Annotated in this window: 4 protein-coding genes; 2 read left to right on the top strand and 2 right to left on the bottom strand. The window is 43.4% G+C overall.

The annotated features are described in order from the left end of the window. Nucleotides 1-136: 136 nt before the first annotated feature. Nucleotides 137-1,306: a sulfate adenylyltransferase gene (sat, locus tag IM456_RS20445; RefSeq protein ID WP_002803711.1), complete on the bottom strand. Its 1,170-nt coding sequence runs from the start codon at nucleotides 1,304-1,306 to the stop codon at nucleotides 137-139. A 131-nt stretch (nucleotides 1,307-1,437) separates the two neighbouring features. Here sat and IM456_RS20450 point away from each other — a divergent pair, with 131 nt between their 5' ends. Further along, a complete protein-coding gene (locus IM456_RS20450) occupies nucleotides 1,438-2,142 on the top strand; it encodes an SDR family oxidoreductase (RefSeq protein ID WP_287694309.1) in 705 nt (234 codons plus the stop codon). Between the two features lie 191 nt (nucleotides 2,143-2,333). Beyond that, nucleotides 2,334-3,419 (top strand): 4-hydroxyphenylpyruvate dioxygenase, encoded by a 1,086-nt coding sequence (gene hppD, locus IM456_RS20455; protein WP_287694311.1) that lies wholly within the window; start codon nucleotides 2,334-2,336, stop codon nucleotides 3,417-3,419. A gap of 176 nt (nucleotides 3,420-3,595) precedes the next feature. Here the strand turns inward: hppD and IM456_RS20460 are convergent, their stop codons facing one another. Beyond that, entirely contained in the window at nucleotides 3,596-4,129 is a 534-nt protein-coding gene (locus IM456_RS20460) for a retropepsin-like aspartic protease family protein (RefSeq protein WP_287694313.1), read from the bottom strand. Nucleotides 4,130-4,271 lie beyond the last annotated feature (142 nt).

Raw genomic sequence — 4,271 nt, forward strand, 5'->3', positions numbered from 1 at the left:
CTGAAATGGGGCGAAAGTCTGTGGACTCTGTGTAAGACAGTACATGGTTTTTTAACTGTGGTATGCGACGGTGGTGGAAGCAGAAACTTAAATCGTGAGGTTTAGGAATCGCCGCACTTTTAGGGCGGCGAGGATGTCAAGATCCTTGCATGGCGCGGATTAATTCGGCAGCTACTTCTGGACGGGAGAATTCCGGAGGTGGTAATTCTCCTTTGCGCAGCAGTTCCCGGACTTTCGTTCCCGAAAGGTGGATTCTTTCTTCAGGTAAACTGGGGCTAGTTTTGGTGGTTGCCATTCCCGAAGTGCGGGTACAGTAGAAAGCGTGTTCAAACTTCATCGGCACGATTCCCAATTCCCCCGGCTCGAACTCATCAAAGATATACTGAGCATCGTAGGTTCCGTAGTAGTCCCCGACTCCGGCATGGTCACGACCGACGATAAAATGGGTACAACCGTAGTTTTTGCGGATAATAGCGTGGAAAATTGCTTCCCGGGGGCCGGCGTAACGCATAGCTGAGGGGTTGATAGCTAGAATAACGCGATCTTGGGGAAAGTATTTATCCATCATGATCTCATAGCAACGCATCCGCACATCGGCCGGCACATCATCGCTTTTGGTAGCGCCGACAAGAGGATGCAAGAATAAACCATCTACCACTTCTAGGGCGCATTTTTGAATGTATTCGTGGGCCCGGTGGATGGGATTACGGGTTTGGAAACCGACAATCGTTTTCCAAGCTTTTTCGTGGAACATTTTGCGCGATTGCAGAGGATCGATCTGATATTTGGGAAACTGGGGATGAGGATCGCGCTGAAGTAACCATATTGGACCTGCGAGGTTAATTTCTCCCTGTTCATAGAGGACTTTTACCCCGGGATGTTTCTGGTCGTCGGTACGATAGACGTTAACTGCTTCGTGGGCCTTATTGTAACGGTATTTTTGGGTTAATTCCAGGACTCCGACAAAGTTGCCTTCGCTGTCATCTAAACGAATCCAGTTGCCTTCTTTGAGCGGATCCGCCACTTCTTCCCTAACGGAAAGAGTCACGGGAATTGCCCAGGGTAAACCATTGATTAGACGCATATCATCGACGACTTTTTCGTAGTCGTCCTGTTCCATAAAGCCTTTGAGGGGACTGAAACCACCAATAGCAATCATAACTAAATCCGAGAGCGCTCGTTCATCTAAGGAAACTCGCGGTAGTTTTTCAGCTAGGGCCAGAAATTCTGCTTTTTCGGCCGCGGTAGCAATACGATTAATTAATTGCCCACCGTGGGGCGCGATTCCTTCGGTCAGTACAGTCATAAAAATTTCTTTACATTGTCACGGTTTATCCTATCAGAAGTTGGCTAACCCTTAATCAAGGGGTTGGGACTAGCGATGATTTTCCAGTCGGAACAGTTTACAATAATATTTGTAAAGGATTGTAAATAATTATGAGCGAAAAAGTTGTCCTGATTGTCGGTGCTACGGGGGGTATCGGTGCCACTTTAGCGCGTAAACTAGCTGTTAATGGTCATAAACTCGTATTAGTGGCCAGAAATGCCGATAATTTATCTAATTTAGCTGGTGAGTTGTCTTGTCCCTCGTTAATTGTGCCGACGGATATCACCAATCCCACTCAGGTAGAAACTTTGATGGAAAAAATTGTCTCCCATTACGGCCGGTTGGATGTGTTGGTTAATGCGGCCGGAGCCGGTGTGATGAAACAATACAATAAAATCACGCCGGAAGATTTAGATAAAATGCTCGACCTCAATCTGAAGGGGAGTTTTTATACCTGTCAGGCTGCCGCTAATGTGATGAAGGAAAATAAGTCCGGTCATATCTGTAATGTGGTGGGAATTTTAGGTAAGCATTCTATGGCTATGGCTGCCGCTTATTGTGCTTCTAAATACGGGGTGGTCGGTTTTAGTAAATGTTTGGCCGATGAGTTAAAACGCTATGGTATTAAAATGACTTTATTCTATTTTGGTGGTGTCGATACTCCTTTTTGGGATCAGGTGAGTTTAAAAGTTGATCGCACTAAAATGTTAACCGCTCAAACCGCCGCCGATGCTATCTATTTTGCCATGAATGCTGAACCCCAAGCCGTCCCCATGGAAATTAATATTCAACCCGATAGTCATCTCTTTTTTTAGTCATCAGGAGTCAGGAGTCAGGAGTCAGGAGTCAGGAGTCAGGAGTCAGGAGTTGAGAGTTGGGGTTTTAGGGAGTTGGGGTTTTGGGGTATTAGTTGAAATTACCCTATCTCCTCACTCCCCCATTTCCCCATTTCCCCACTTCCCCACTCCCCACTTACTAACACTCAACCGCTTTTTTGACTTTATCTATGTTTATTGATCATATTCATTTTTATGTAGAATCGGCCAAAAAATGGCGAGATTGGTTTGTGCGGGTGATGGATTTTCAGGCGATTGCAAGTTTAGTTAATCTCCACACCCACACGGAAATAGTTGGCAATGGCATCCAAAAAGATAAAACTAAACAGATTATTTTTATCTTATCTTCTCCCTTAAATTCCCTTAGTCCCGTGGCGGAATTTTTAAGTAAATATCCTGAAGGAGTGGCGGATGTAGCTTTTCAAGTAGAGGATTTAGACAGTTTAGCTAGGAGAATTAAACAGGACATTTTTATTGAGGAAACTGTTTTGGCTAGGGGTAAGATAAAAAGCTGTCAAATCTCTAGCATTGCTGATCTAAAACATACGTTAATTGAAAGACAGGGAATCACGCCAATTTTAGCCGATCCTAATCTGATTGAGTATGATAGCAAGGAACAATATAATCAGGATATTCTGGCAATTGATCATTTAGTTTTAAATGTTTTTCAGGGGAATTTAGAGTTAACAGCCAATTGGTATGAGGAAAATTTAGGCTTTAGAAAAAGGCAAACTTTTACTATTAAAACGGAGCGTTCTGGTCTTTATTCTCAGGTACTGGTTCACCCCGAAACCGAATTAAAATTACCGATTAATGAGCCAGATAGTAACAGTTCTCAAATTCAAGAATTTTTGGATATTAATCAAAAATCTGGCATTCAACACATTGCTTTAAGAACCGAAAATATTGTAAAATTAACTCAAAAATTAAGAGAAAAAAAGGTAGAGTTTTTATCAGTTCCCGACAGTTATTATCAACTAATTAACTATCAAAAGAAAGCCTTTAATATTGCTGATTGGGAATGGTCAGAAATAAAAAAAAGGGAAATTCTCATCGATTTTGAACAAAATAGTTATTCCCTCCCGGAAAAGCCGACTTTACTGCAAATTTTCACTAAACCAATTTTTTCCCAGCCGACTTTCTTTTTTGAATTAATCGAGCGACGTCATGCCGCTAGAGGTTTTGGAGAAGGCAACTTCCGGGCCTTATTTGAAGCGATCGAACGGGAACAAATACAGAGAGGAACTTTAGATTAAAGTCAGGAAAGCGAGCATTTTTCCCATGAGACTAAGTAGGTAGGTGTTAAAAGTTTTCAGGCACCCCCCTTATCAAGGGGGGACTAAGGGGGGATCGGCACCCCCCTTATCAAGGGGGGACTAAGGGGGGATCGAACCTAAAATCCATTTTTAATTTAATTATAACCAGCTACTTATCAACGATAACGTAATTCGATCACATCTTTTTTGATCGTGACATCATAGGAACCAAAAAAAGTTTGTCCCAAGAGTCCTAATCCTTCCATTTGGGGAGAAATACCAACAATCTGATTAGATAAAACCACCTCGCCAACTTTAATAGAATTAATGCGACCAAGATAAACCCTAACGACACCGCCGGCGGTATGAGCGAGTACTTCCCTTTCCCGTTTGACTTTCATCGCTTTCGCCATGGCATCGGTGAGGACGATGCCACTAGCTCCCGTATCAAAAAGCATTTCATAGGAGTGACGGTGATTAAAAACCACCATCACCGTGGGAATGCCGTTAACCCGGCGTTGAATCGGTAACTGATAAACTTGCGGGGAATTTTTCCTATTTCTGGATGAACCGCCACAGAGACGGCTAAGATCTATCTGTTGTCCATCTGCTCTTTGGAGAAAGCATTCCGATTGAGCGAGAGTCGCAGCGGTGAAGGGAAATAACAGCAGGGTGCTGGACAAAGCGATCGCAGAAAGAGACCTATTCATGGGTTCAACATCGAGAAGACTGACTCGGAAAAGAAAGCTTCTAGCTCTAAAATTCTCCAAAAGTGCGGGAAAATAAGGGGGGTTTAACCCGGGGGCCAAGCCATTGGGCGATCGCCTAAGAGATGGACATGAAGATGAGCGA

It is taken from the genome of Microcystis sp. M079S1 (assembly GCF_020246425.1).
Classification (GTDB): domain Bacteria; phylum Cyanobacteriota; class Cyanobacteriia; order Cyanobacteriales; family Microcystaceae; genus Microcystis; species Microcystis aeruginosa.